Below are 25,021 nucleotides of genomic sequence, written 5' to 3' on the forward strand. Positions count from 1 at the left end.
AAAGCGATTTCAATTTTTCTAGGGGGATATAAAAATGGCAGAAATTAAACTGAACAATATTGATAAAGTATATGATAAAAGTGTAAAAGCGGTGGATGATTTCAACTTACACATCAAGGATAAAGAGTTTATCGTATTCGTCGGTCCTTCCGGTTGCGGAAAATCTACGACACTTCGTATGATTGCAGGTCTTGAAGAAATTACAAACGGTGACTTCATGATTGATGATAAACGCATGAACGATGTAGCTCCTAAAGACCGTGACATCGCGATGGTTTTCCAAAACTACGCTTTGTACCCCCACATGAACGTATATGATAACATGGCATTCGGTTTAAAACTCCGTAAGATGGATAAAAGTGAAATTGAGAAACGTGTAAATAACGCGGCGCAGATCCTTGGCCTTGAAGCTTTACTTGACCGTAAACCGAAAGCGCTATCTGGTGGTCAAAGACAGCGTGTTGCTCTTGGCCGTGCGATTGTCCGAGATGCGAAAGTATTCTTGATGGACGAGCCTCTTTCCAACCTTGATGCCAAGCTTCGTGTACAGATGCGTGCTGAAATCCAGAAGCTGCACCAACGTCTTCAAACAACAACCATCTACGTCACGCACGACCAGACAGAGGCGATGACGATGGCTACACGACTTGTAGTTATGAAGGACGGGGTTATTCAACAAGTGGGTGCACCAAAAGATGTGTATGACAAACCTGAAAATGTTTTTGTCGGCGGTTTCATCGGTTCACCAGCCATGAACTTCCTAAATGGAACACTTGCTGATGGACACATCGAACTGGGAGAGATCAAAATAGCAGTTCCTGAAGGAAAAATGAAACCTCTTCGTGAACAAAACTATATTGGTAAAGAAATCATTCTGGGTGTAAGACCGGAAGATATGCATGATGAGCCTGTGTTTATTGATGCAAACCAAGACAAGAAAATCACAGCAGACATTGAAGTAGCAGAACTGATGGGATCTGAGTCCTACTTATATTCCAAACTGAATGACCAGGACTTCATTGCTCGTGTAGACTCCCGTTCCGATATTAATGGTGGAGATCAGATTACGTTGGCAATCGATATGAACAAAGTTCACTTCTTTGATAAAGACTCTGAATTACGTATACGCTAAATAAAAAAACGCAGCCTTGTTGGCTGCGTTTTTTATGTGGCTTGAATATCGTTTAAACCACAATCTTCACACACAAATAAATGGACACATTCCTCAGTGATGGATGAATTCAGATCACCATCCACGAGGTCTGTATATTTCTGATCAAGATAAGGACTATAATCATCCAAGAAATCCGTGACACGCCCTTGATCTCGCATCGTTCCTTCGCATTTTGGGCAGGGCCTTTCAGAAGCTGCCCACCCATTGCATACACCACATTCCTGCATCGCTCGCCACTTCTTTCAAAACGACCTGGAGAATTCAATCTTCTTGCAACGTATGAATGCTTTAAGACATCCAAAAAATAAAGAGGAAGGGCGCACCCTTCCTCCTTCGTCACAAATATTTATTTGTATTGTTGTCCGCCGAACTGCTGCTCAGCCATTTGGACAAGACGCTTAGTGATCTCACCACCTACAGAACCGTTAGCACGAGCTGTAGAGTCAGCACCAAGTTGCACGCCAAATTCTTGTGCGATTTCATATTTCATTTGGTCTAGAGCTTGTTGTACACCAGGTACAACCAACTCATTTGAACTGTTGTTGTTAGCCATGTGTCTCACCTCCTGTCTTGTGTAATCGTAGTATGGGTCGGTCTGATTGTTTTTATGTCAAAAAAACAGGTGGTAATTATTGGAGAAATTATATTAGGCTAATAACATGGCTAACAACTTAAGAATTATTTCGCGTTTGGTTTCGTCATCGCTTTAGGATCAACGTATTCCTCAAATTGATCTTCGGTAAGAATCCCTAGCTCAACCGCTGTTTCTTTCAATGTCTGATCTTTTTCAAAGGCTGTTTTTGCGATTTTCGCTGCATTCTCATATCCAATATGCGGATTAAGAGCTGTCACAAGCATCAAGGAATCACGCAGATACTTTTCTATTTGTTCATGATTCGGCTCAAGCCCGCTCACACAACGTTCATCGAAAGAAACGATGCTGTCCGCAAGAAGTTGTGCCGACTGCAAGAAATTATAAGCGATCACAGGTTTGAATACGTTCAACTCAAAGTTCCCCTGACTAGCTGCAAAGCCGATTGTCGCATCGTTCCCCATAACCTGTGCTGCCACCATCGTAACGGCTTCACTTTGAGTCGGGTTCACTTTACCAGGCATGATGGAACTTCCCGGTTCATTCGCAGGAACCGTTATTTCGCCGATGCCACAACGTGGACCACTCGCAAGCCATCTCACATCATTGGCAATTTTCATAAGATCTGCTGCTAATGCTTTCAATGCGCCATGAGTGTGGACGAGTTCGTCATGGGAAGTGAGTGCATGGAATTTATTCGGTGCGGAAATAAATCCTTTTCCTGTGGCCTCATTAATTTGAGACACGACCTGATCCGAAAAATCTTCATGGGCATTCAATCCCGTACCTACAGCTGTTCCACCGATCGCAAGCTCTTTTACATACTCCGTGCTCTCAATAAGCATCTTTTCTGTTTTTTCGAGCATGCGGTGCCACCCACTAATTTCCTGACCGAGTGTCAATGGAGTGGCATCTTGTAAGTGAGTACGGCCAATCTTAACGATATCGTTAAACGCTTCCATTTTTTCTTGTAATGTATGTTTGAATTGGATCAAGGCTGGAAGGACGACATCCTCGATCTTTCTGACAGATGCGATATGCATCGCTGTCGGATAAGTATCATTAGAACTTTGCGATTTATTTACATCATCATTCGGGTGGAGGCGTGTTTCACTGCCTTTCTCCTCCAGCCATTGTGAACCTACGTAAGCGATGACTTCATTCACATTCATATTGGATTGCGTCCCGCTCCCCGTCTGCCAGACGACAAGAGGGAAATGCTCGTCCAGTTCTCCGGCAATAATGAGATCCGCTGCATAAGCAATAGCTTCGGCTTTTTCTTCTTCAAGCAACCCAAGTGCTGCATTTGCTTTTGCCGCGCTTTTTTTAAGGATAGCAAAGCCCTCGACCACTTCTTTCGGCATTTTTTCATCACCGATCGGGAAATTTTGTTTACTTCTCTGTGTTTGAGCTCCCCAAAACTTTTCGCTCGGTACTTTGATTTCTCCTATGGTATCTTTCTCAATGCGATAATCCATGAATATCCTCCCTTTGCTCAAATCATTGCATGCCTTTTCATTGTATCAAGAATCTTTTGAACAATCACCACAAGCCCGTTCTTTTTGACAATTTTCTTCAATTTACAAGTCTGATTATTTACATTTTTCAGATATTTATGTATAATGAACCCATCAAGCAAAGGTACATATCTTCCTTCCTTGCTTGACCTCTCAAGTGGGTAAAAAGTGGTGAAAAAGAGCCTTTGCAGAAAGGCTCTTTTTTTTGAATCCACAATTTCACTAAAGCTCCCTATTGTGGAAGACTCAGTTTCGAGACTTTTGTTGAGTGGATGGGGCTGCGGGGAATAGCTCGCTTTCCGCGGGGCTCCACACGAAGTGGGGTCGTTCGATGTTGGCACAGGACGTGCCGAACTTAATCGAACTTCCTCTATTCTTTTGAGCCTCCTCGGACTGCGTCCTGTGGGGTCTCACCCTGCACTTTTTTCCCGCAGGAGTCTCGCCATTCCCCTCCGCCCCTTTGCCATATAAGTATCTCGAAATCCTCCACATGATAATTGGAGGGAAATCAACTCCCCAGAAAGCTATTCTGCATGCGTAAAGCTTGTTATACAGCGCTTTATGCTTATAACATCATGTTAGTGGAGACCCCACAGTGAAGAGGTTCGTTTCTCTCCAACACCGAATGGGGTGGTCGGGAAGCTGCGAGACTCCCGCGGGAATGGATTGGCTGGCGAGACCCCACAGTGCGTAGCACGAGGAGGCTTGCCGTCATCCCCGCAGGAAAGCGAGTAGCTTCCCGACCACCCCTAACACCCAACAAGGCAACGAAACCCGGACACATCTTGAAACTGAGTCTTCCACAAACCTGCCATTTAGTGGAACAATTTTTATAAGGAATGGAGAATGACGATGCCTAATATATGGACACACATACTGTTTGTGGATGAGTTATGTGAGGAACTCGATAGAAAAGACCTTTTAGAAACTTCCTCAGCCCCTTTACATATGGGAGCTCAAGGCCCTGATCCGTTTTTTTATCATAATTTCCTGCCTTTTCTACCAAATAAAGAGGTAGCAGAAATTGGGATGCTGCTGCATACGGAAAAATGCGGACCCTTTTTGTTGGATATGATTGAACGAGGACTCTCAGAGAAAAATCTACTTCAAGCCTTTATCCTGGGATTTGTAAGCCACCACGTCCTTGACCGCCATACTCACCCTTACGTTCACTACCACGCTGGTTATGAGAAAAATAAACACCAGGAACTAGAAGTGCTCTTAGACACAATCATGCTTGGTCGAGAGAGGAATTTGGCAACATGGAGAAACCCTGTACATGAGAAAATAAAAATCAGGAAGCAAATCCGCCCGATTTCTTCCTTTATACATTCATTGCTTTCCAAACATTATCCAGATATTACGACGAAACATAAGAAGAAAGTAATTCAAGAATCTTTTTCCCATATACAAGTGGCGCAAAGGGTGTTGTATGACCCTTGGAAATGGAAGAATCAATGGTTCGGATCGCTTGTATCTTCGTTCTCACATCAACCAATTACTGAAGAAAAAGATTTTTTGAATGAGAGTCGTAAAGAGTGGTACCATCCCGCTACGAGTGAAAAACGCAATGAATCTTTTCTGGATTTATATGAACAGGCTAAGAACGAGGGTATCCTTCTATTTCAGTATATCTTCAAATATTGGGAAACAGGTTCTCCTGACGTTTTGGCGGACATTAAAGAAACCGTGGGAAACATTTCATATGATACAGGAGAACCTCTTGAAAATATGGTGATCAACCAGCTTAGTCAGCCGATTGTGTAAAATTATAAACGAATGACGGGTTCTTCCTCAGAGCGGGTGTAGGCTTCCGCCTGCTCTACCCCTTTATCTACATCAAGCAAATATAAAAGGATCATACCAACGATAAAGAAGAACACGAGCGATAGAATCCCAAGTCGGCTCGACCCTGTTAATTGCCCGACGAGTGCAAAAGCAAACGGTCCAAAGATGGCAGCGAATTTTGAAGAAATTCCATAAAAACCAAAAAACTCCGCATGACGGTCTCCTGGAACCATTCTTCCAAAAATGGAACGGCTTAAAGCCTGAGCTCCCCCTTGAACGAAACCTACACACACAGCCAGGATGTAAAAATGAAGGGCCGATGTCATAAAATACCCTAGTGCTACGATGACCAAATAAATAGATAACGATATCATGAGGGCACGCTTAGGAGTGATTTTACCTGCCAGCCAACCAAAGAAGAATGTACATGGGATTCCGACGAATTGAGTGATGAGTAAAGCTGTAATCAGAGAAGTGCTGTCAATCCCAATATCCCTTCCATAAATCGTGGCCATTTTTATAATTGTCGAAATCCCATCATTATAAAGCCAAAACGCCAATAAGAAGATGAGGAGCTGCTTAAACTGTCTCAATTCTTTCCATGTCCGACGAAGCCGCTGAAAGCCGATGGACACATAAGAGCGCTCTCTTTTTTGCTGCGTCTTCTTTTCCTCTACAATGTTTTTCAAGAGTGGAATGGAAAAAATAAACCACCAAATACCAACAGATACGAAAGAAAGCTTCGTACCGATCAAGGTATTTGGAAGCCCGAACCACTCATACTTCATAATCATAAGCAAGTTGATGGCAAGCAGGACCCCGCCCCCAACATACCCTAACGTGAATCCAGCTGCAGAAACCCGGTCTATATCTTCCTCTTTAGCCACTTCGGGTAAAAAGGCATCATAGAATACATTCGCACCTGAAAAACCGATCGTCCCCACGATTAATAATATAGAGGCAAAGATGTAATCCCCTTCTCCGACAAAGGCAAGCAAGATGCTGGCAATCATCCCCATATAGGCAAAGAACATCAAAAAACTTTTCTTCGCTGCTGAGTAATCACTGATCGCCCCAAGAATTGGAGCAAGGATTGCAACGATTAAAACGGCAATGGATTGGGAATATCCCCAATAGCTTGCTGCTAAAGATTCTTGAACACCTTTAGCTGCTACATCATAATAGAATACAGGCAACACAGCAGCCATGATGGTCGTTGCAAAAGCTGAATTAGCAAAATCATAAAGCATCCAGCTCCAAACGGGCTTCCTTTTCATGGTCATATCCCCCATCTACATTCTTTTTTAGTCAAGCTTAGCAAAAGATTTTCATATGTTACTTAGTCAAAATCAAACTTTACAAATCTTTGAGGTGGTTTAATGAAACTGGCAGTATTCGGTGGGACAGGAAGAGTCGGATCTGAAATTGTAAGATTAGCATTGGGTGATGAGGTGGAAGTAAAAGCACTCGTTCGTGATGAAAAACGGGCGATGGAAGTTATTCCTGGTGTGGAGTTCGTGATAGGCGACGTGAAAAATGAAGAGGACATCAAAAAGACCATTGCCAGTTGTGATGCGGTCATCAGTGCCTTGAACACAGATAAAACCGACACGCTATCAAAGAGTTCTCCTTTGATCATTAAAGCGATGAAAAAAAGAAGGGATCAAGCGTATCGTCACAATCGGAACGGCAGGCATTCTGAACAGCAGGTTCGAAAAAGGAAAATACCGCTACCAGACCAATGAGTCCAAACGAAAGAAAACTTTTGCAGCTGAAGAACATGTTAAAGTATATGAAGCTTTACAGAAAAGTCAGCTGGATTGGACCATCATCTGCCCAACTTATTTGCCTGATGGAGAAAGATATGGCAATATCCGATCTGAGCGTGATTTACTCCCGGAAGGCGGTAAAAAGATTACCGTAGCAGATACAGCATTTTTTGCCTATGAAGAATTACAAAAGAAAGAATTCTTAGCTCACCGCGTTGGAATCTGTTATTAAAAAAAGCCATTTCTCTCTTTGTTGAGAAATGGCTTTCTTTCATTCATCCGAAGGGTATAGGCCAAAAAACTCCTCTAACGTTACGGCCTGTTCATGGACATCTGAAGAAATCTCTTTCCCTACATACCTCAAATGCCAGGGTTCGTACATGTAACCTGTAATGTCTTTGGCACCTTCTCTATAACGGATGATAAACCCGTATTCATGGGCATGGTCGGCAAGCCATTCTCCCTCCGAGGTTTCACCGAAGGATTGCTCCAGTTTAAATGCCACCTGAGCAGAAGTAACATCCATAGCAAGGCCTGTTTGATGTTCGCTCGTACCAGGTTGTGCTGAGAATGTATCCGTTTCCTCTTTGCCATAAACTTCTACATTTCTATCATAAATCCTTTTTTGACGATCATAGGAACGATAGCCGGAAGCGGCTACTAACTCAATTCCATCCTCTTCAGCAGCTGCAAAAAAGCCCTTCTAAAGCACGAGCTGCTTCTTCTCTCATCTGTTTTTTCGGGTGATCTTCTTGGAAATAAAAAGGTACATTTGGGACAGTCAAATCGTCGGGCACATAATCACCCGGCAGCTTTCTGTTTTTATTGACGACCACCTGTAAACTCTCGGGTTCTCCGACTTCGACTGTACCGTCCTCCAAAACTTTATCTTTTTCCGTTTTAGCAGAGGCCGGATCTTTCGTCCCGTCAGCATTAGCCTGCTCTGTTTCCTCACCAGAAAAGGTTTGATCCACTTCTTTTTGGGAAGAAACGGGAGCATCTTCTTTCGATTCTTGTTCGTCCCCCGTTGATGCGAGCGAACAAGCGGCCAAGCTGATACTTAATAATGTTAAAATCCATACTTTTTTCAATTGTATTACCTTCCTAGTCTATGATGGTACCCTTACTATAACATTCACAGGAAGATGTTGTATATCTGCTCCCTTTCATAATGCTGTTTTCCTAAAACTCAGTCATTTACTGTTCGATTTGTTACAAAATTGCTTTGAACGAATTCTATTTGGTCATAAAGAAGCCCTTCATTAATGACCTAAAACTCTACAAAAAAAACCGCTGCATCAGCAACGGTTCTATCTTATTCCCATGTAAAGGGTTGATATTCAAAACTTAAACGTTCAAATTCTTCGCGGTCATTGTTATCAATGGCCTGGTTGATTTCCTTGTCCAGACGTTCTTTATTAAACTGATAACTTAGTTGATCTAAAAGCAGACGTGAGGCTAACTGTATTCCAAAGGACAACTCTCTCTTTGCCGTAATCTCTTTCCCTTTGTACTCGGGGTGGCGACGGATAACATAATCAATCTTTTGCTTTCTCATGAGACTACCCCCTTCATGCTTTTTTTCATTATGCAGGATATAATAGAATTTCGCAACAAGTTTTCTGAATATTTAGTATTATGGTTCCCATATTTTAAATATTTAAACCTCTCAGCCCTATTGCTAGAGGGATTTATCATGATTTACTATCACAAAATAGTTACTAAATCCCTAAGAGGGTTCATTGAACATCTCTATTTTCTCGAAAAAAATAGGATTCGCTCACCTTCCCTTGTCACATTTAAAAGAAAGAATAGCAATGATAGGCTTCTTTCCATAATACTCATAAAACAGCCCTCATTCTCCAATCTTCCTATAAAAAGGATCGGTTTTGTCTCACTGATGTTTCATATAAGTTCCTCATAAAAAAGAGTATGAAACTCAAAAAGGTTCCATACTCTTTCCTCTATTATTTAATTGATGAATTTACTTGCCACATCTAGTGTACGTTTGACTTGATGACGTACGCCGCCTTCAACTTCTTCTTTCATATTTCCTTCTCCATCTACGCTCACGCTTGTTCCGTAGGGATTACCTCCGGAAGCAAAGACGGCATCATCTGTGTAACCTGGTGCTGCAATGATGGCGCCCCAGTGGAACATCGTAGTGTAGAAGTTCAACAGCGTCGCTTCTTGACCACCGTGCACATTTTGTGCAGATGTCATCGCACTGACTACCTTATTCACAAGTTTTCCTTGGAACCATAGTCCACCCGCCTGATCCATAAATTGCTTCACTTGACCTGGAACGTTACCAAAGCGGGTAGGCACACTAAAAATAACAGCGTCAGCCCAATCAAGATCGTCGATTTTCGCCTCTGGCACAACGTCTTTGGTAGCTAAGTAATGCTCTTTCCATGCAGGATTCTGTTCAATGGCCTCCATAGGAGCTAGCTCTGGGACACGTACCAGTTTCACATCTGCCCCTTCTTCTTTAGCTGCCTCTTCCGCCCATTGCGCCATTTTGTAGTTCGTACCTGTTGAACTGTAATAAATGATCGCTAATTTTACGTTTGCCACTAAAATCTCTCCTTTTGCATACTATTGGAATCCAAGAATGCCTGTTTATTGTTTCCTAAGATACGACCAGGATTCACAAATAATATATACCCGCACCTATTAAAACTCAAACTCAAGACTCTCAAAATCGAGATATTTTATAAAACCTTTACAATCTCTAATCTCTCCATAATGGTTAAAATAAAGTTGTTTTTTGCGCGAAGGCAATTAACATGATCATGGAAAGCTTTTTTTCTCTAGACCCACTGAACTTCTATTTGGTAAGCTATATCAAGCCTTAATTGATCGATCTGGAGGTAAAAGTCCATGAATGACTATGCAAAGCTTAAAAAAGGGGAACGTGGGGCCTGGGTAAGTATTATTGCATACCTTGTGCTTGCTACTACAAAATTGATCATCGCCTCCGTTGGAAACTCTGAAGCGCTCCGAGCGGATGGGTTAAACAATACGACTGATGTCATTGCATCTGTGGCTGTCTTAGTCGGGCTTAAGATATCTAGAAAACCACCGGATGAAGATCACCACTATGGGCATTTTCGTGCTGAAACAATCGCTTCTCTCATCGCCGCTTTCATTATGATGACCGTCGGCATAGAGGTAATCATTGGTACGGTTCAGGATATTATTCAGCAAAAAGCCAGTGAACCTTCATTGCTTACGGCATGGACAGCTCTAGCCGCTGCCGTTGTCATGTATGTTGTTTATCGGTACAACTTGAATCTATCGAAAAAAAGTGGACAGCAATGCTTTATATGCGGCTGCTCAAGATAATCGATCAGATGCTCTTGTCAGTATCGGCGCAAGCATTGGTATCTTCGGCTCTCAATTTGGGGTATCCTGGTTGGACCCTCTTGCTGGTTTGATTGTTGGTCTCATCATTTGTAAAACAGCTTGGGACATTTTTGTCGATGCCACCCACAGCCTGACAGATGGTTATGATGAAGAGGGCATTGAACACATCAGAGAGAGCATATCCGATCATCCTGACGTTTGGGCCGTTAAAGATGTCAAAGCACGGATGCAGGGCAATAAAACACTTGTCGAAGCTACTATTCATGTCAACCCTGATATTACTGTTCAGGAAGGTCACGAAATCACCGATGAAGTAGAAGAACGATTAGAAAAAGAGAAAAATATCGGTTACGCCCACATCCATATCGAACCCTATGAAGAAGAAGAAACATAAAAAAGCCTGCCGGTGACGGCAGGCTTTTTTAACGAATATCATGTGGATTATGCTAGACGATCGGTCAAGCTTTTTAACTCACTCCAACCATAAGCCGTCTCTTCATAAGTTCCTTGTCCGATTGTGACTCTTTCTGCTTCTACTGGGTCTGCTCCATATTTTATGTAAAATTGACTGGAAGGGTTATTGGTCAGCACCCATACAAGCAGGGATTGATACCCCGCTTCAAGCATCCCATTCGAAAAAACCCGGAGCATTTCTTTTCCATACCCTTTTCCCTGATACTCATCCAACAAATATATGGCATAAATTTCTCCATCAAATCCATAATTCTTTGTGCGCTCTTTTCCACCAGAAACAAAACCGACAACTTCACCATGATCGTTTTCAATAACATAGGCAATCTGGCCATTTACAGGAGTTCTGAGAACCGTTTCCCAAAGTGCAATCCGGTGTTCAACCGTGGTATTGCTCAGGTCCCTTTCATCAATCAAATCCTTATATGTTGATTTCCAACTCTTCACATGGATTTCTGCAATTGTTTCAGCATCCTCAAAGCGGGCAGCTCTTACTTCAGGCATATGGAGATCGTCCCTTCTTCCTCTAATTAATTCTTATTGTAACAAAAAGATGATGCCAAGAGTGACATCACCTTTTATTTGCGGTTTATCTACATTGGAAACTAGAAATTTGTCGTGTGTCAAAGCCTGTATAAACCCACTGACGACGACGGCGCTGCCAACGATAACCAGCTACAGAAGTGCGGCCGATGAATGTTGGGTAAAACCAGAACGAGCGTCCGTTAACAAGAGTGATCCACGTGTATCGATAGAGGCAGCCATATAATGATCCGGGGTCAACAGCAAAGAGAGATGCCCCTTGTGAACTAGGCGGCTGATCCGGTGGTGGTGGAAGCTGAATGCCAGGCCCGCCTGGTCCTCCAGGTCCCCCAGGTCCTCCAGGTCCTCCAGGCCCTCCACCAAATGGCGGCTGCCCTTGCCCGCCTCCAAAAGGTGGTCCGCCTGGAGGTCCAGGAGGGGGTTGGCCCGGGCCGAACTGTCCCCCCCTGATTGGGCGTTGGAAATCCGAAAATCTGCCCGAAAGGAAATCCAAATTGTCGGTGCATAACGATCAATTCCTTTCTCGGAAGTATCCCTATACGATATGCACCTTCTAGGCAGGTGTGATTATAATGTCATCAAGAATACAGAGGTAATGGCTCCAAGCACTACGAAAATAATATGGACATTTAACCACGCAAGTAATATCCCTACCAAACCTGCTATGATACCGACTTGTGGTGCATCGGGCTTTACTGACATGATACCAGGAAAAATCAGTGCTCCGAGTGCAGCGTAAGGAATGGCGTTAAGCCATCGGTCCACCCATTTTGGGAAAGTGACAAAACCTACGATCAATGCGGGCAAAAACCGCGGAACAGCTGTAACGACTGCCATCCCGATAACCATCCAAATGATCATTCCGTCACCTCCTCATCCTCAAGTATCCAAATTCCGCTGAATCCTGCAAGAACAGTACCTATAACAATAGCCCAACCTTGACTCATTCCCCAAGTTTGACAAATAAAATTGATCAACATCGCAAGTAGAGCGATACCGGCAATTTTAAAATCCTTTTTCACGGATGGAATCAAAAGGCCAATGAACATGGCATATAAGGCTACCCCCATGCTGTCACTTAACCTCGCTGGCATGACATCGCCTAAAACACCACCAAGATAAGACCCTCCCACCCACGATAAATACGCGGTCAATATTAAAGAAGCATAAAATAAGCCCCCATATTTCTCTTTTGCTTCGTCCTTATACAGAGCGGACATCGTGAAAGTTTCATCCGTCAAACCTAAGGAGAGAGGAAGTTTTGCTTTCAGGGCCACACCTTTCAAACGGTTGACGAAAGATAAACTCATGACAAAATGCCTGAAATTCAGAACAAATGTAGCAATAATGATTTCGATTATCCCTGTCCCTGCCGCTACCATCCCTACCGCTAGAAATTGAGCAGCGCCAGCGAACACAAGCACACTCATCAATGTAAGCTCAAGATTCGTCATACCTGTCCGGCTCGCTAACACACCATAAGTCAAAGCGATGGGTAGATAGCCCAGCATGATTGGGAAACCCGCAATCATCCCTTTTTTGATCATATGTACACGAGTAGAAGAAGCCGTTGTACGAATAACTTGTGGTTCCATCCTTCCTCCCCCAGTCCATCCAAATTTCCACTATTATACAACAACGAACGGAACAATTTGAAGCATCGCCTTGTAAAAAAATTCGTTGACATCATATTAAAAGTGTTCTATTATAAACTCACAATACTTCACTACTTAAAAGCGTTTAAGCAAAAAAGAATAGATCGTATCATGAGTTCCGAAGTAGATGGTTCGAGAGCAGCAAAACAGAGACCAAGTGGTTGGTGTGAACTTGGGCGTCCTTCCATCGAATTACAGAATTCCAGACCAAATGATACACCAACAGAGTGGGTAAAGAAATTTACCAACAAGGGTGGTACCGCGGAGTGAAAGCTTCGTCCCTGTTTGTTCAGGGGCGGGGCTTTCATTTTTTATTAACACCGCCCAGAAAGTACAGAATAATAAACATTGAGGGGGAATTCATATGCTTCACCTGCAGCCAAAAAAGCTACCAGGCATCATTGAATCAACATTACTATTACTCGTAACCATTGGAATGATCAGTTATTTCATTATTGAAGTACAAACCGTTCCACACATCCCGATCCTAATCGGAATTCTCATTATGATCGCCTATGGGTCCTTGAAAAAAAATGAGCTTTAAAGATCTACAGTACGGAATGACTCAAGGAGCGCAGACAGGAATGGGGGCTGTACTTCTATTCTTTGTCATTGGTGTCTTAATTGCGAGCTGGATGGCAAGCGGAACCATCCCGGTATTGATGAATGCAGGCTTTCTTCTAGCTGGAGGCCCATGGTTTTTAGCGATTGTGTTTGCTGTAACAGCTGTTGTCGGTGTTGCCTTAGGCAGCTCATTCACAACAGCAGCGACGGTTGGGGTAGCGCTCATCGGTGTCGCTCAATCGATGGATGTATCCTTAGCCATGACAGCTGGAGCCATTGTATCCGGGGCATTCTTTGGTGACAAAATGTCCCCACTATCCGATACGACCAACCTGGCATCCACTGTTGTTAAAGTCGATTTGTTTGACCACATTAAAAACATGGCATGGACTACGGTTCCTGCTTTTGTGATTACCTTTATCCTGTTCATGATTCTGTCTCCAGACGGAAGACCAGACGTTGAGCAACTGAACACCTTCCAAGCCGGTCTTAGTGAAACAGGCTTGATGCACTGGACCTCATGGATTCCATTGGCTTTACTTGTGCTTATGACAGTCACCAAACGCCCGGCTTTTCTATCCCTTGCCATCAGCAGTATTGTCGCCACACTAATCGCCGGCTTCCGCGGTGTCATGGAGTGGGGCGCTCTCTTCGGGACATGGTTTGACGGCTTCCAGGGAGATTCCGGAAATGACATAGTCAACGAACTTTTGACACGAGGTGGAATGAACGGCATGCTCTTCACGGTATCTCTAGTTATTCTTGCCCTAGCTCTTGGGGGACTGTTCTTTGTTACCGGAATCATTCCTTCGATATTAACCCGCGTACAGGAGTCGCTAAAATCAGCACGATCCGCTACGCTGTCCACTGCTTTTACAGCAATCGGAATCAACATTGCCATTGGTGAACAATATTTGTCCATTTTGCTTACAGGAGAAGCTTACCAGTTCAGGACATTTATGAAAAAGCAGGACTAGCAAGGAAGAACTTGTCCAGAACACTAGAAGACGCCGGAACCGTCATCAACCCGCTTGTACCTTGGAGTGTGTGTGGTGTTTTCCTATCCGGTGTTCTCGGTGTACCTGTTCTTGATTACCTGCCATTTGCTTTCTTCTGCTTACTCAGCCCTTTGCTCACCATTTTATTTGGAATGACAGGGAAAACCCTAACCCCAAAGCAAGCGAAGGTTCAACCACTTGATAAAGCGAATTAATAGACAAAGGACCGCCTCTCCCCTTAGAGGCGGTCCTTTTTTTTCTGCGTGAAGTTTGGCACCGGACGCACACGCTTTGGTGCCGGACACCGGAAATGGGTGTCCGGCACCTGGTACGGTCACGGCAGCACGAGCCTCTAATGGTTAAAGCAAGGGACGGTGAATAATTCCCCTTTTCTGACTTACACTAAATAAAAACACTGGGAGATTGAGGTGATGGGCATGGATCAAATGGAACATGAGGATCATTCGAACGAAGAATATCATATGGGGCATGCAGAAGCTGAACAAGTACTGGATGATATCGCCTTTTACCGTACGCTAATTGTCAACGTTATCTTTATTGGTAAAGAGGGGAGCTGATGATTGGGTCCTCATTGATTGTGGAATCGGACATTATTGCAAACGGATTATGGAAGCCGCGGAAAAGAGATATGGACAGGCAAAACCGAAAGCCATTATTTTAACGCATGGTCATTTCGATCATGTCGGTTCAGCAAAACAACTAGCAGAAAAATGGAAAGTTCCTATATACATTCATCCAATGGAAATGGATTATGTCACAGGTAAACGAGATTACCCCGTAGGCGATGCAACCGTCGGGGGCGGGTTATTTTCGCTTCTATCGCCTTTCTTTCCCACTCATCAAGCCGATTTGAGTAAATACATCCATCCGCTCCCAAACGATGGAAGCATTCCTTTCCTTGAAGAGTGGCGCTTCATTCACACACCTGGACATACACCGGGCCATATCGCTCTGTTTCGAGATAAGGACAAGACGCTCATTGCAGGTGATGCTTTTATTACAGTTAAACAGGAATCCAGTATGGCTGTGTTTATTCAACACCAGCACGTTCACGGACCGCCTGCATACTTCACTCATAACTGGGAGGAAGCGGAAAAGTCAGTGAAAGAACTCTCATCTCTTCAGCCATCAGTAGCCATTACCGGCCACGGTCTGCCGATGGAAGGAGAACTGCTTTCCAAACAACTAAACGACCTAGCCGCTAATTTCAAAGAACTGGCTGTTCCTAAACATAAACGGAAGCTTCACTAAACAGCAAGTAAGTACAATTACTTGCTGTTTTCGTGTTTGACAATATCAAAAATTTTTCTAAGTCCTTCAAGTAAACGGGGACTTGGACGGCAAAAAAGGGACTCTTCCAGCACATGAATACGATCGTGCTTTACAGCTTTGAGTTCAGACCACCCCGGTCTTTTCTTAATAAGTTCAGGCTTCATTTTTTCTTCCTTCACCCCTACCCACACCATACATATATGATCAGGATCACGTTTTTTGACTTCTTCCCAATCCGTTTGAAAGCTGGCTACTTCTTGATCACAAAAGAGGTTAACCCCGCCTGAAAGTTCACTGATTTCATTCAACCAGTTCAATCTCCCTGGTGTGAATACCGGTTTCGGCCACCATTCCCAATACAAAGAAGGCTTTTTTTCCACCTGCTTGGAACAATGTCTGAACTCTTCCAATTCTTTCAAAAAAGCATCCGCATGGTGATTTCCTATCTTTTCTACTCCAATCGCCTTTCCTACACGACGAATATCTTCAGAAATCTCATATAACGTGTTCGGATTCAATATGATATAGGGCAGGTCGTAGTCGTCCAGCCCTTCAATGTTTTTTTCCATTCCAGGCACAGACAAGGATGCTAATACAAGGTCCGGCTTCAGAGAAGCAACCTTTTCGATATCAATGGATAAATCAGGACCAAGCTTCGGAAGGTGTTCCACTTCTTCGGGATAATCAGAATAATTATCGACACCAACCAACAGGTGGGTCTGCCCAAGATTAGCGACAATTTCAGTATTGCTAGGACAAATCGACACAATTCTCATTTTTCAACCCCCTTTTTCAGAATCGTCTGATGTTTCATTTTCTTTCATTATAGCTTATATTGAATGTATGGAAAAATGAAGAAAGAAAGGGATGAACCCATTGACGACGATGCTCCTCGATACATCCAAAGGAATAGTAGAGTTTACATATAAAGGGTCCGGCCCTCCTGTTTTGTTATTGAAAGGTGGACACTCCACAAGAGATACAGACTTATCTCACAGCAGTCTAATTTATGAAGGGTTCTCACTACTCACGATCTCTCGCCCTGGTTACGATTACACAGAGGTTTCCACAGGTCGTACTCCTGAGGATTTTGCCGATACAATCGTTGAAGTACTCGATCATCTCCAACTAAAAAAAGTGAATGTCATCTCTATATCGGCGGCTGGTCCTACGGGCATTGCTCTAGCAGTTCACCACCCAGACCGGGTGGACCGTTTGCTTCTTGAAGCAGCACTCCTTACTTCATGGGAAAGTGATATCAAGAAAAGAGCCTCGCTCCTTTTTGGACCAGCCGAAAAAATCGTTTGGAGTAGCCTCCGAACCATGCTGAAATTTTTCCCTGATTTGGTGTTGAAACAATTGCTTGCTGATTTGACAACAGAGAATGTTGAAGATTACTTGAACAACCTTACCCCTAACGACCGCCGTTTTATTGTAGATATGCTAGCGAGTTCTCAATCCGGAAGAGGATTTGTCACAGATCTTGAACACGAAACCCCGGATATAAGCAGCATTCAGATACCTGTTCTTGGTATGTATTCTCAGAAAGATCGCAGTGTTCCCTACACGAATGCTCTATTATTGAAGTCTTCCGTACCTGATTGCGAAATTTTTGAAGTCGACTCCGATAGTCATTTGATTTGGATAGGTAAAGACGCACACACCGTTTGGAAGAAACGCCTGGAATTTTTGACTAATACTTAAACATTCGGAGGGATCATCATGGATGATGTCAAATGCAAACAAATGTTGGATCGTTTCCTTACGTTTTATGACCAAGCCTCCCAAACACCGCTTCACAAACGCTATGAATTGTGGACCGATCAATATGCTTTTCCCTACACCCCACCCGGCTATCAACAAGGGCAGCTAGCTAAAGAAATGATTGACTATGCATGGAATAGATACGAACAAGTCTATGACAAAATTCAATATTTTGATATTGGCCCTTTAGAGGTGAATGGTTATGTAGAGTCCATTAAACAAATCCTCCACTGTACATCGCCCGTAAGAATGACCGTCATATTTTTTGTTGGAACGTTTGAAACAGATCCATTCATCATGGAAAAGAACCAGCATTATACCCTTTGCTTCCCTGTCGAACTATCATCCAGCCGGACACGATTGATTCAAGAGTTGACACGTGTCGTACACTGCAGCCAATCCGGACTTGCTCCAAGCCATACACGAACATTAGGGCAGTTGATCTTCCGGGAAGGGATGGCAGCCCACACAACCGAAGAAGTCCTAGAAGAGAGCGGCATGATCGACTTCCCATTATGCTGGGAACAGGAAAAATGCAGTCGTGAACCGAACCGTGTCATGATGAACATCCAACCGCACCTCCACCGCACCGATTATGAAGCCCTTTATTCGTTTACAAAAGGTACAGGTGCTTCCGGTTTTGAAAAAGAGGCCAATTACACCGGCTATCTGATCGTTGAACATTTATTGGAGCAAGGACGTCCACTCTATGATCTCGCCCGCATTCAGAACACTGAGGTCGATGCCATTGTAGAGAAGTCTCTATTCTCCTTGATGAATCAAGCTTACCTCACCCAGCCCCAGGAATGAACATTCCCAGTAGTTGGGAAAACTTTTTCCTAACAGGGCTTTCATTCCTTTAGTCCATCTGTTATACTAAGGTTAATTATTCGTTGTTCGATCAGATTCATGCAAGAGAAGATGTTTCGTAAGATGTCGTCTTGATGGAACTTGAAGAGCAAGAATAGTAATACAATGTGGAGTTTTTCCACGCAGGAGGTAACGTACATGGTTGAAGGTACAGTAAAATGGTTTAACGCAGAAAAAGGTTTTGGATTTATCGAAGTAGAAGGTCAAGACGACGTCTTCGTACACTTCTCCGCTATTCAAGAAGAAGGTTTCAAGTCTCTTGAAGAAGGACAAGTTGTAACTTTCGAAATTGAAGAAGGTCAGCGTGGACCACAAGCAGCTAACGTTCAAAAATAAGAACGTATAAAAAACTCCCCTTTCATAGGGGAGTTTTTTTTATTACTTAAATGAAACAACCTTCCTTCACTAAAGCTCCCTATTCTGGAAGACTCAATTTCGAGACAATTGAGTGGTTCTAGGGGCTCCGGGAAAAGGTTCGCTTTCCATGGGGCGGGCGGTGAGCCTCCTCAGGCTACGCCTTCCGGGGTCTCACCTGTCCCACACGTCCCATAGGAGTCTCACCGTTTCCCTCCGCCCCATTGCCATGAAAGATTCTCGAAAACACTCCTAAAAGGTCAGCTTCTATGATTATGGGAGGTGGATGACTAGAACACCTCAACAGTACGTTAAAGCTTAATCCACTTCGCTTTACACCTCTAACAGTTAGATAGTGAAAGACCCATCCAATTTGGTACAAGGGTTCGTTTCTCCCTTACACCGAAAGGGGTGGTTGGGAAGCTGCGAGACTCCCGCGGGAATGGATGGACTGGCAAGACCCCACAGTGCGAAGCACGAGGAGGCTTGCCGTCATCCCCGCAGGAAAGCGAGTAGCTTCCCGACCACCCCTGACGCCCAACATAGCAACGCCCCCCGGAAACATCTCGAAACTGAGCCTTCAACAATCATGCCATATTCTTCAATAAAAAAAGAAGGCTCAATGGAGAGCCTTCTTTTTGCTTATTCTTCGTCCTGTTCAGTAAGTATGAAAGGACCTTCTTTTGTAATGGCTACGGTATGCTCGTATTGAGCAGAAAGCGAACCGTCGGTCGTACGTGCTGTCCAGTCGTTTTCATCCATCTGGCTTCCCCAAGCACCAATATTAATCATTGGTTCAATCGTTATAACCATCCCCTCTTTCAATCGCGCTCCTTTTCCAGCAGCACCAAAGTGAGGAATATAAGGGTCTTCATGAATGGAATCACCAATTCCATGTCCTGTGAAGTCACGGACTACGGAATAACCTTCTGCTTCTGCATAGGACTGGATCGCATGGCCGATATCGCCAATGCGGTTCCCAGGTACAGCTTGCTCAATCCCCTTATAAAGAGAAGTTTTCGTGACATCCATCAACTTTTGAGCTTCTTCACTAATCTCTCCGACGGCATGCGTCCAAGCGGAATCTGCGAGAAAGCCATTCAAGTTAACGACCATATCAATGGTCACGATGTCGCCTTCTTTCAATTTTTCCTGGCGTGGGAAACCGTGGCAGATTTCATCATTGATGGAAGCACATGTAGTGAATTCATACCCCTGGTAACCTTTTTGCTCACCCGTGGCTCCACGTTCGGCTAAGTACTTTTCAACGAAATTTTCGATTTCCATAGTCGTTACGCCGGGTTTAATAAACGTGCGCAGTTGTTTATGAACACTCGCAAGAAGCTTTCCAGCTTCGTGCATCTTTTCAATTTCTCTTTGACTCTTACGTTTGATCATTTGCTCAATCCTCTCTTTTTCTATTACGTATGCATGTATCCTCTAGTATGATAACGAAAAATTGGAGGAACGACTACCCTTTTGAATTCAGTCTACCCTTCGAATTTCCTTTGCAGGGTTTCCAGCTACAAACACATTAGGCGGAACATCTTTCGTCACCACTGCCCCTGAGCCAATTACGACGTTCTCTCCAATGGTCACTCCTGGGTTGATGACAGCACTTCCTCCGATCCATACATCATCACCGATGGTAATCGGTTTGCCCGACTCCAATCCACTTGCCCTTGTTTTTCGATCCATTGGATGAGTGGCCGTGTACAATTGGACATTGGGGCCAATCAACACTCTTTTTCCGATTCGAATATCACAGACATCCAAAAATACACAGTTGTAATTAGCAAAAAACCCGTCCCCTACATGAATATTGTAACCATAATCACAATAAAATGGGGGTTCGAGTCCCATCTCCCCTTCAATCGTACCAAAAAGGTCTTGAATCAACTGCTTACGATAATGGTCTTCTGTATCTTTCGTCTGGTTCAATTGATACGTCAGTTGTTTAGCGCGTGAACGTTCCATCGTCAATTCTTCGTCCCAGGATTTATACAATTGGCCTGCCAGCATCTTTTCCTTTTCAGTCATAAGATCACCTCAGTCATTGAATACGTTCTCTCTTTACTTTACCATAGTTTTTCGCTAGTCTAGGAACAACCGAAGGAGGTCATCGACTATGCAAGTACGCGAATTGAATCAAGCGGATGCTAAAGAATATTACGATTTGAGACTTGAGGCGCTACTCACCAATCCTGATGCGTTTATCACTACATATGAACAGGAAAAACAACGGCCTGATCCGATCAACACCATTGCAGAGAGGCTTGAAGGTGAGACCTCCCGTACGTTTGGGCTATTTGTTGAGGAAACGCTGGCAGGTGTCGTCACCTTAGTGAAAGAAACTCATCCAAAGTTTTCCCACAAAGCTTCCATTGTAGCCATGTACATAACCAAAGATCATAGACGAAAAGGTGGCGCAGAACTTTTGATCAACGAGTTAATTCAATTTGCCCGTGCCATTGAGCTGGAAGTCCTTCATTTGAGCGTAGTTACAGATAATCACCCAGCACAGGAGTTGTATAAAAAACTCGGCTTCCACACGTACGGCACAGAGGAAAAAGCCATCAAGTTACCTGATCGCTATTTAGACGAAGATCATATGGTCCTCTTTCTATAATCAATTAGACAATTCCACATAAGCTCCCTATTGTGGAAGACTCAGTTTCGAGACTTTTGTTGAGTGGATGGGGCTGCGGGGAATAGCTCGCTTTCCGCGGGGCTCCACACGAAGTGGGGTCGTTCGATGTTGGCACAGGACGTGCCGAACTTAATCGAACTTCCTCTATTCTTTTGAGCCTCCTCGGACTTCGTCCTGTGGGGTCTCACCCTGCACTTTTTTCCCGCAGGAGTCTCGCCATTCCCCTCCGCCCCTTTGCCATATAAGTATCTCGAAACCACTTGCGGAAAAGGGAGCTTTTATCTTCTAAGGAAAACAAGCCATATACATATTTCCACCGCTATTATGAATAAAAAAAGCATGTTAAAGAGCGCTTTATGACTATAGATCATGATTTGTTAAAGATTCATATACTCGGTAAGGGGTTCGTTTCACGCATATATCGAATGGGGTGGTTGGGAAGCTGCGAGACTCCCGTGGGAGAAGGAGATAGGCGAGATCCCGCAGGACGAAGTCCGAGGAAGCTTGCCACTCCCCCACAGGAAAGCGAGTAGCGTCCCAACCACCCCTGGCGCTCAACCCGGGCAACGACCCCCGGAAAGTCTCGAAACTGAGTCTTCCACAATCCTGCCATATTCTTCAATAAGCAGAGGAATTGAATAAAGGCAGCGGGTTGGAAAATTGAAACATTTCCCCTTTTCTTTCGTATAGAAAAGAGGAAAGCAACTTAAGCAAAGGGTGAAATTATGATAGAAATCAATCGCATCTCTAAAAGCTTCGCAGGTAAGCAAGCGGTGAAAGACCTTGATCTTTCTGTTCCAGATGGTAAAATCTTCGGCTTCCTCGGTCCGAACGGAGCTGGAAAATCAACAACAATCAAAATGATGACCGGAATCTTGCCCATTGATGAAGGTTCGATCATTATGAATGGTATCGACGTGGCGAAAGAACCGATGAAAGCAAAGCATCAATTTGGGTATGTCCCTGACCGTTCTGACATCTTTCTCAGGTTAAAAGGAATCGAATATTTGAATTTCATTGCTGATGTGTTCGAAGTCCCAAAAGATATCCGAAAAGAAAAAATTGAACATTTGACGAAAAGCTTCGGGATTTATGAGGCGTTGAATGATCATATACAGACCTACTCCCATGGTATGAGACAGAAGATTGTTGTCAGTGGTGTACTGCTTCATGACCCAGACGTATGGATTCTTGATGAACCGTTAACGGGGCTTGACCCGAAGTCTTCCTACACACTAAAGGAAATGATGCGCGACCACGCCAGAAGAGGGAAAATCGTCTTTTTTTCCACCCACGTTTTAGAAGTAGTAGAACAGTTATGTGATGAAGTCGCAATCATTAACAATGGCCATGTGCAGTTCAAGGGAAATATGGCTGAGATGAGACAGCAATTTAAAGATGATGATAATCTGGAGCAATTGTTCATGGAGCTGACGCAGAATGAATAAAGCATGGAAATTGATGCGTGTCATGGTCAAAATGCAGTTGTCCATGGCTAATAAAAGCAGCACGGAAAAATTCGGGTTTGTCATCATTGGTTTAATGATGATTCCTTTCGGTCTGCTCATCTTATTTTTCATTCAGGGCATCATTGGTAACATGTATGCTGCCCTTGAACCACTAGGAAGCGAAGGGGTCATTCTTGGATTATTGTTTGTCATGATGACTTTTATTTTCTGTTTCACAAGTATAGGGACTGTACTCAGTTCTTTTTACTTCGCCGAAGATGTAGAGTCATTTATTTCTTTACCTTTTCAACCGTATCAAATATTATTCGGAAAATCTGCTGTTCCATTTCTATCATTATACGGTTTAAATACGATATTGCTGCTCCCTTCCCTCGTATTTTATGGCTTACATAGTGGGGCTGGAGCTCTATATTACCTACTTGCGGTCATCGTCTGGGCTTTGACGCCGATTATTCCTTTCGTATTGACTGCTATCGTCTTAATGTTTATCATGCGTTTCGCTAACATTTCAAGAAATAAAGATCGGACGAAAGTTCTCGTTGGACTCCTTGGGTTTGCCTTTGCTATCGGGATCAATGTACTGCTACGATTGGATTCAGGTACAGCTAATGTCGCGGAAATGTTGACCCAGCAAAACGCTCTCCTTGAACTTGTTACGAAATTTTTCCCAACTGCTTACTTCAGTAGTATCGCACTTACTGAAATAGGGTCCTGGACTGGACTTTTTTACTTTTTAGTGTTTATCGCCTTATCTTTAGTGGCGATTGTGTTGTTCCTTACAGTTGGACAAAAATTATACTTTAAAGGTGTATTAGGGTTATCCGGCGGGAAGCGCAGCGAGTTTGACGAGGAAAAAGTTCAGAAGCATGTAAAGCAGCAGTCTCTATTAACGAGCTTATGGCAAAAAGAAATGCGTATCATCTTTCGAACACCGACTTTCTTTACACAAATTGTCGTACAGAGCCTTTTCTTTCCTATATTTTTGATTGTTATTATTCTGTTGGACCCCAACGGACCACTGACAGGATGGGGCACGCAGCTCAATGTAATAGAAGGGAAGAAAGTCATTCTAGGGATGTTTGGGCTCACAGTTGTCGCACTTGGAATCAACCCCGCCTCCTTTTCTTCCATTTCCAGAGATGGAAAGAGCTGGTTCAACCATTTGTACTTGCCGATTCCATCATCGACGGTCATTTTAAGCAAGTTACTCGTTTCTTTTTTCATGAATTTACTTTCCATCCTGCTTTTAAGTTTGGCCGCATTAATCGTCCTTAAAGTACCTTTTATCATCTGGCTGCTCTGGTTTGTAATTTCTTTAATTACAGGCTGGGTCGCAAGCATTGCTGGGCTTATGATCGACTTATACAGTCCTAAGCTGAATTGGACGGATGAGAGAGAAGTATTTAAAGGAAGGTTTATTGGAATTGTTCCTCTAGCCCTGGAAGCTGCGGTCTTCGGAGTCGTCATTCTTATTTTGTGGAATAGTGGCTTGGAAGGGGTTTGGTCTGTGAGCAGTATGCTGATCCTTATATTGTTGATCATCACTGCCATTACCCAATATTTCCTGAATCGCATGGTTCAAAAAAAATACTATAAAATTGTTTAAAACTTTAAAAAAGCTCTGAGTAAAAACTCAGAGCTTTTTTATATTCCACTATCGTCCCATTGATATTTAGCCTCCAAAGAAAAAGTCAAGAATGTTACCTGCTTTGGAAGCATTCTGATACCCCTTTTAGGTTATCATGAACTCATTTCACAATCATTACTGGGCATTTCGCTCTCTTCGCCACTTTATGGCTTACACTTCCTAATACCATTTCCTGCAGGGTGTTCAAACCTCTACTTCCAATGACTACAAGATCAAAGTTATTTTCATTTGCATATTTAACGATCGTTGGACCCGGTTCACCATGTTGTATGTTTATTTGATACGAAGCATTTTTCTCCTGAAGAATTTCTTCAATTGGTTTCAACCTCCGTTGCCGACGCTGTTCTACTAAAACTTGATCCCCTTCGGATAAAACATCTGATTTCGATTGCTCGCCGTCGATCACATAAACAATTGTAATCTCTCCGTCCCCTTGCAAGTTGGCAAGCTCCGCAGCACGTTCGGCCGTCCGTATGGAGTGTTCGGATCCATCTGCAGCTACTAATATCTTCTTATACATCGGAATTCCCCCA

The 25,021-nt window shown here is 43.5% G+C and carries 25 protein-coding genes and 3 pseudogenes; 13 read left to right on the forward strand and 15 right to left on the reverse strand.

Annotated elements, in window-relative coordinates; all coding sequences use genetic code 11:
- Positions 1–34: 34 nt before the first annotated feature.
- Positions 35–1,132: an ABC transporter ATP-binding protein gene (locus LC065_RS19435; protein ID WP_226587923.1), complete on the forward strand. Its 1,098-nt coding sequence runs from the start codon at positions 35–37 to the stop codon at positions 1,130–1,132.
- 388 nt (positions 1,133–1,520) lie between these two features.
- Here LC065_RS19435 and LC065_RS19440 read toward each other — a convergent pair whose 3' ends face one another.
- Together LC065_RS19440 and fumC are read right to left on the reverse strand one after the other, a co-directional pair.
- Positions 1,521–1,727, reverse strand: a complete 207-nt coding sequence (locus tag LC065_RS19440; RefSeq protein WP_146814316.1) for an alpha/beta-type small acid-soluble spore protein — start codon at positions 1,725–1,727, stop codon at positions 1,521–1,523.
- Between the two features lie 125 nt (positions 1,728–1,852).
- Entirely contained in the window at positions 1,853–3,244 is a 1,392-nt protein-coding gene (gene fumC / locus LC065_RS19445; RefSeq protein WP_226587921.1) for a class II fumarate hydratase, read from the reverse strand.
- A gap of 891 nt (positions 3,245–4,135) precedes the next feature.
- Between fumC and LC065_RS19450 the strand changes: the two genes are divergently transcribed.
- Positions 4,136–5,050, forward strand: a complete 915-nt coding sequence (locus LC065_RS19450; RefSeq protein ID WP_226587919.1) for a zinc dependent phospholipase C family protein — start codon at positions 4,136–4,138, stop codon at positions 5,048–5,050.
- Positions 5,051–5,052: 2 nt separating this feature from the next.
- Here the strand turns inward: LC065_RS19450 and LC065_RS19455 are convergent, their stop codons facing one another.
- Entirely contained in the window at positions 5,053–6,348 is a 1,296-nt protein-coding gene (locus LC065_RS19455) for an MFS transporter (RefSeq protein ID WP_226587916.1), read from the reverse strand.
- 102 nt (positions 6,349–6,450) lie between these two features.
- Here LC065_RS19455 and LC065_RS19460 point away from each other — a divergent pair.
- Positions 6,451–7,072, forward strand: a pseudogene (locus tag LC065_RS19460) (NAD(P)-dependent oxidoreductase).
- A gap of 39 nt (positions 7,073–7,111) precedes the next feature.
- Here LC065_RS19460 and LC065_RS19465 read toward each other — a convergent pair.
- The 4 genes from LC065_RS19465 to wrbA all read right to left on the reverse strand — a co-directional run bounded on the left by LC065_RS19465 (position 7,112) and on the right by wrbA (position 9,417).
- The gene (locus tag LC065_RS19465) at positions 7,112–7,510 is read right to left on the reverse strand and encodes a M15 family metallopeptidase (protein ID WP_306163964.1); all 399 of its coding nucleotides are present in this window, start codon (positions 7,508–7,510) and stop codon (positions 7,112–7,114) included.
- Positions 7,511–7,520: 10 nt separating this feature from the next.
- The gene (locus LC065_RS19470; RefSeq protein ID WP_306163646.1) at positions 7,521–7,931 is read right to left on the reverse strand and encodes a M15 family metallopeptidase domain-containing protein; all 411 of its coding nucleotides are present in this window, start codon (positions 7,929–7,931) and stop codon (positions 7,521–7,523) included.
- 224 nt (positions 7,932–8,155) lie between these two features.
- Complete coding sequence (locus tag LC065_RS19475; RefSeq protein ID WP_226587910.1) at positions 8,156–8,398, reverse strand: IDEAL domain-containing protein; 243 nt, start codon at positions 8,396–8,398, stop codon at positions 8,156–8,158.
- Between the two features lie 413 nt (positions 8,399–8,811).
- The gene (gene wrbA / locus LC065_RS19480; RefSeq protein ID WP_226587909.1) at positions 8,812–9,417 is read right to left on the reverse strand and encodes an NAD(P)H:quinone oxidoreductase; all 606 of its coding nucleotides are present in this window, start codon (positions 9,415–9,417) and stop codon (positions 8,812–8,814) included.
- A 306-nt stretch (positions 9,418–9,723) separates the two neighbouring features.
- Between wrbA and LC065_RS19485 the strand changes: the two are divergent.
- A pseudogene (locus LC065_RS19485) lies at positions 9,724–10,603 on the forward strand (cation diffusion facilitator family transporter).
- Positions 10,604–10,650: 47 nt separating this feature from the next.
- Here the strand turns inward: LC065_RS19485 and LC065_RS19490 are convergent.
- The 4 genes from LC065_RS19490 to LC065_RS19505 all read right to left on the reverse strand — a co-directional run bounded on the left by LC065_RS19490 (position 10,651) and on the right by LC065_RS19505 (position 12,818).
- Positions 10,651–11,184, reverse strand: coding sequence for a GNAT family N-acetyltransferase (locus LC065_RS19490; protein WP_226587905.1), 534 nt, complete (start codon positions 11,182–11,184; stop codon positions 10,651–10,653).
- Positions 11,185–11,269: 85 nt separating this feature from the next.
- On the reverse strand, positions 11,270–11,716 hold the full coding sequence (locus LC065_RS19495; protein WP_306163647.1) for a hypothetical protein: 447 nt from the start codon (positions 11,714–11,716) through the stop codon (positions 11,270–11,272).
- Positions 11,717–11,790: 74 nt separating this feature from the next.
- Positions 11,791–12,084 (reverse strand): AzlD domain-containing protein, encoded by a 294-nt coding sequence (locus LC065_RS19500; RefSeq protein WP_226587901.1) that lies wholly within the window; start codon positions 12,082–12,084, stop codon positions 11,791–11,793.
- Positions 12,081–12,818, reverse strand: a complete 738-nt coding sequence (locus LC065_RS19505) for an AzlC family ABC transporter permease (protein ID WP_226587899.1) — start codon at positions 12,816–12,818, stop codon at positions 12,081–12,083. Before LC065_RS19505 ends, LC065_RS19500 begins: the two co-directional genes overlap by 4 nt.
- A 424-nt stretch (positions 12,819–13,242) precedes the next feature.
- Here LC065_RS19505 and nhaC point away from each other — a divergent pair.
- The 3 genes and pseudogenes from nhaC (at position 13,243) to LC065_RS19520 (ending at position 15,712) form a co-directional block, all read left to right on the forward strand.
- Positions 13,243–14,655, forward strand: a pseudogene (gene nhaC, locus LC065_RS19510) (Na+/H+ antiporter NhaC).
- Between the two features lie 216 nt (positions 14,656–14,871).
- Entirely contained in the window at positions 14,872–15,018 is a 147-nt protein-coding gene (locus LC065_RS19515; RefSeq protein WP_306163648.1) for a hypothetical protein, read from the forward strand.
- Positions 14,999–15,712, forward strand: a complete 714-nt coding sequence (locus tag LC065_RS19520; protein WP_306163649.1) for an MBL fold metallo-hydrolase — start codon at positions 14,999–15,001, stop codon at positions 15,710–15,712. Before LC065_RS19515 ends, LC065_RS19520 begins: the two co-directional genes overlap by 20 nt.
- A 17-nt stretch (positions 15,713–15,729) precedes the next feature.
- Here LC065_RS19520 and LC065_RS19525 read toward each other — a convergent pair whose 3' ends face one another.
- A complete protein-coding gene (locus tag LC065_RS19525) occupies positions 15,730–16,509 on the reverse strand; it encodes a cobalamin-binding protein (protein WP_226587895.1) in 780 nt (259 codons plus the stop codon).
- A 91-nt stretch (positions 16,510–16,600) separates the two neighbouring features.
- On the opposite strand from LC065_RS19525, the gene LC065_RS19530 reads away from it, so the two are divergent.
- The 3 genes from LC065_RS19530 (at position 16,601) to LC065_RS19540 (ending at position 18,703) form a co-directional block, all read left to right on the forward strand.
- The gene (locus LC065_RS19530; RefSeq protein ID WP_226587893.1) at positions 16,601–17,437 is read left to right on the forward strand and encodes an alpha/beta fold hydrolase; all 837 of its coding nucleotides are present in this window, start codon (positions 16,601–16,603) and stop codon (positions 17,435–17,437) included.
- An 18-nt stretch (positions 17,438–17,455) separates the two neighbouring features.
- A complete protein-coding gene (locus tag LC065_RS19535) occupies positions 17,456–18,307 on the forward strand; it encodes a hypothetical protein (protein WP_306163650.1) in 852 nt (283 codons plus the stop codon).
- 198 nt (positions 18,308–18,505) lie between these two features.
- On the forward strand, positions 18,506–18,703 hold the full coding sequence (locus tag LC065_RS19540; protein WP_035510016.1) for a cold-shock protein: 198 nt from the start codon (positions 18,506–18,508) through the stop codon (positions 18,701–18,703).
- A gap of 660 nt (positions 18,704–19,363) precedes the next feature.
- Here the strand turns inward: LC065_RS19540 and map are convergent.
- Both map and LC065_RS19550 read right to left on the reverse strand, forming a co-directional pair.
- The gene (map, locus tag LC065_RS19545) at positions 19,364–20,119 is read right to left on the reverse strand and encodes a type I methionyl aminopeptidase (protein ID WP_226587889.1); all 756 of its coding nucleotides are present in this window, start codon (positions 20,117–20,119) and stop codon (positions 19,364–19,366) included.
- A gap of 87 nt (positions 20,120–20,206) precedes the next feature.
- Complete coding sequence (locus tag LC065_RS19550; protein ID WP_226587887.1) at positions 20,207–20,761, reverse strand: sugar O-acetyltransferase; 555 nt, start codon at positions 20,759–20,761, stop codon at positions 20,207–20,209.
- Positions 20,762–20,849: 88 nt separating this feature from the next.
- On the opposite strand from LC065_RS19550, the gene LC065_RS19555 reads away from it, so the two are divergent.
- The 3 genes from LC065_RS19555 to LC065_RS19565 all read left to right on the forward strand — a co-directional run bounded on the left by LC065_RS19555 (position 20,850) and on the right by LC065_RS19565 (position 24,446).
- Positions 20,850–21,350: a GNAT family N-acetyltransferase gene (locus LC065_RS19555; protein WP_226587885.1), complete on the forward strand. Its 501-nt coding sequence runs from the start codon at positions 20,850–20,852 to the stop codon at positions 21,348–21,350.
- A gap of 746 nt (positions 21,351–22,096) precedes the next feature.
- Positions 22,097–22,819 carry an ABC transporter ATP-binding protein gene (locus LC065_RS19560; protein WP_306163651.1) on the forward strand — a complete coding sequence of 241 codons (723 nt, stop codon included), beginning with the start codon at positions 22,097–22,099 and terminating at the stop codon, positions 22,817–22,819.
- The gene (locus LC065_RS19565; protein WP_226587883.1) at positions 22,812–24,446 is read left to right on the forward strand and encodes a putative ABC transporter permease subunit; all 1,635 of its coding nucleotides are present in this window, start codon (positions 22,812–22,814) and stop codon (positions 24,444–24,446) included. Before LC065_RS19560 ends, LC065_RS19565 begins: the two co-directional genes overlap by 8 nt.
- Positions 24,447–24,588: 142 nt before the next feature.
- Here the strand turns inward: LC065_RS19565 and LC065_RS19570 are convergent, their stop codons facing one another.
- Entirely contained in the window at positions 24,589–25,008 is a 420-nt protein-coding gene (locus LC065_RS19570; RefSeq protein WP_226587881.1) for a universal stress protein, read from the reverse strand.
- Positions 25,009–25,021: the final 13 nt, after the last annotated feature.

The sequence above is a fragment of the Halobacillus litoralis genome (genome assembly GCF_020524085.2).
GTDB classification, from domain to species: Bacteria; Bacillota; Bacilli; order Bacillales; family Halobacillaceae; genus Halobacillus; species Halobacillus litoralis_E.

Coding starts and splice junctions, on each gene's coding strand:
- LC065_RS19515 (WP_306163648.1), top strand. CDS start 14,872: ATGGGCATGGATCAAATGGAACATGAGGATCATTCGAACGAAGAATAT.
- LC065_RS19490 (WP_226587905.1), bottom strand. CDS start 11,184: ATGCCTGAAGTAAGAGCTGCCCGCTTTGAGGATGCTGAAACAATTGCA.
- LC065_RS19565 (WP_226587883.1), top strand. CDS start 22,812: ATGAATAAAGCATGGAAATTGATGCGTGTCATGGTCAAAATGCAGTTG.
- LC065_RS19550 (WP_226587887.1), bottom strand. CDS start 20,761: ATGACTGAAAAGGAAAAGATGCTGGCAGGCCAATTGTATAAATCCTGG.
- LC065_RS19450 (WP_226587919.1), top strand. CDS start 4,136: ATGCCTAATATATGGACACACATACTGTTTGTGGATGAGTTATGTGAG.
- LC065_RS19505 (WP_226587899.1), bottom strand. CDS start 12,818: ATGGAACCACAAGTTATTCGTACAACGGCTTCTTCTACTCGTGTACAT.
- LC065_RS19540 (WP_035510016.1), top strand. CDS start 18,506: ATGGTTGAAGGTACAGTAAAATGGTTTAACGCAGAAAAAGGTTTTGGA.
- LC065_RS19555 (WP_226587885.1), top strand. CDS start 20,850: ATGCAAGTACGCGAATTGAATCAAGCGGATGCTAAAGAATATTACGAT.
- LC065_RS19455 (WP_226587916.1), bottom strand. CDS start 6,348: ATGAAAAGGAAGCCCGTTTGGAGCTGGATGCTTTATGATTTTGCTAAT.
- LC065_RS19560 (WP_306163651.1), top strand. CDS start 22,097: ATGATAGAAATCAATCGCATCTCTAAAAGCTTCGCAGGTAAGCAAGCG.
- LC065_RS19570 (WP_226587881.1), bottom strand. CDS start 25,008: ATGTATAAGAAGATATTAGTAGCTGCAGATGGATCCGAACACTCCATA.
- fumC (WP_226587921.1), bottom strand. CDS start 3,244: ATGGATTATCGCATTGAGAAAGATACCATAGGAGAAATCAAAGTACCG.
- LC065_RS19440 (WP_146814316.1), bottom strand. CDS start 1,727: ATGGCTAACAACAACAGTTCAAATGAGTTGGTTGTACCTGGTGTACAA.
- LC065_RS19530 (WP_226587893.1), top strand. CDS start 16,601: ATGAACCCATTGACGACGATGCTCCTCGATACATCCAAAGGAATAGTA.
- LC065_RS19500 (WP_226587901.1), bottom strand. CDS start 12,084: ATGATCATTTGGATGGTTATCGGGATGGCAGTCGTTACAGCTGTTCCG.
- LC065_RS19435 (WP_226587923.1), top strand. CDS start 35: ATGGCAGAAATTAAACTGAACAATATTGATAAAGTATATGATAAAAGT.
- map (WP_226587889.1), bottom strand. CDS start 20,119: ATGATCAAACGTAAGAGTCAAAGAGAAATTGAAAAGATGCACGAAGCT.
- LC065_RS19525 (WP_226587895.1), bottom strand. CDS start 16,509: ATGAGAATTGTGTCGATTTGTCCTAGCAATACTGAAATTGTCGCTAAT.
- LC065_RS19535 (WP_306163650.1), top strand. CDS start 17,456: ATGGATGATGTCAAATGCAAACAAATGTTGGATCGTTTCCTTACGTTT.
- LC065_RS19475 (WP_226587910.1), bottom strand. CDS start 8,398: ATGAGAAAGCAAAAGATTGATTATGTTATCCGTCGCCACCCCGAGTAC.